1 tRNA gene and 2 rRNA genes are annotated in these 1,216 nt (G+C 53.2%); all 3 read left to right on the top strand.

The features are described 5' to 3' along the window. Window positions 1–391, top strand: a 16S ribosomal RNA gene (locus AC2LB6_RS24565); the annotation flags it as partial. Between the two features lie 89 nt (window positions 392–480). Further along, window positions 481–555: transfer RNA gene (locus AC2LB6_RS24560), tRNA-Glu, on the top strand. A gap of 230 nt (window positions 556–785) precedes the next feature. Further along, window positions 786–1,216 (top strand): 23S ribosomal RNA (locus AC2LB6_RS24555); the annotation flags it as partial.

Genomic DNA, 1,216 nt, shown 5'->3' with positions numbered 1-1,216 from the left:
AGGAGACTGCCGGTGATAAACCGGAGGAAGGTGGGGATGACGTCAAGTCATCATGGCCCTTACGAGTAGGGCTACACACGTGCTACAATGGCGCATACAAAGAGAAGCGACCTCGCGAGAGCAAGCGGACCTCACAAAGTGCGTCGTAGTCCGGATCGGAGTCTGCAACTCGACTCCGTGAAGTCGGAATCGCTAGTAATCGTGGATCAGAATGCCACGGTGAATACGTTCCCGGGCCTTGTACACACCGCCCGTCACACCATGGGAGTGGGTTGCAAAAGAAGTAGGTAGCTTAACCTTCGGGAGGGCGCTTACCACTTTGTGATTCATGACTGGGGTGAAGTCGTAACAAGGTAACCGTAGGGGAACCTGCGGTTGGATCACCTCCTTACCTGAAGATACCTTCCCGCGCAGTGTCCACACAGATTGTCTGATAAAAAAGTAATGAGCAGGACGGCTGCGAAGTCGTGACACGATTGTGTCCCCTTCGTCTAGCGGTTAGGACTCCGCCCTTTCACGGCGGCAACAGGGGTTCGAATCCCCTAGGGGACGCCACCTGCTTGGTGACAGGTGAAAGGTGTCTCCATACAGTATCTCAAAACCGATTTGGTTGCGTAAGCAGCCGGGCCGCGTTTGAGATATTTGCTCTTTAACAATCCGGAACAAGCTGAAAATTGAAACGACGCAGCGCGTCATTCCTCCGTAATAAGGAATGACAAAGCGATGCGTTCGAGTCTCTCAAATGCTCGTAACTTACAGCGTTGCAAAACGCCTGTGGGTTGTGAGGTTAAGCGACTAAGCGTACACGGTGGATGCCCAGGCAGTCAGAGGCGATGAAGGACGTGCTAATCTGCGTAAAGCGACGGTAAGGTGATATGAACCGCTACAGCCGTCGATGTCCGAATGGGGAAACCCGGTGCACTCTGTGCATCATTGCAGCATGAATACATAGTGCTGCAAGGCGAACCGGGGGAACTGAAACATCTAAGTACCCCGAGGAAAAGAAATCAACCGAGATTCCCCCAGTAGCGGCGAGCGAACGGGGAGCAGCCCAGAGCCTGAATCAGCCTGTGTGTTAGTGGAAGCGTCTGGAAAGTCGCAGGGTACAGGGTGATACTCCCGTACACAAAAACACACAAGCTGTGAGCTCGATGAGTAAGGCGGGACACGTGGTATCCTGTCTGAATATGGGGGGACCATCCTCCAAGGCTAAATA

Source organism: Pantoea sp. RCC30.1 (assembly GCF_058148845.1).
Note: the sequence above shows the minus strand (reverse complement) of the source record. Positions and strands in the feature narration are given on the sequence as shown.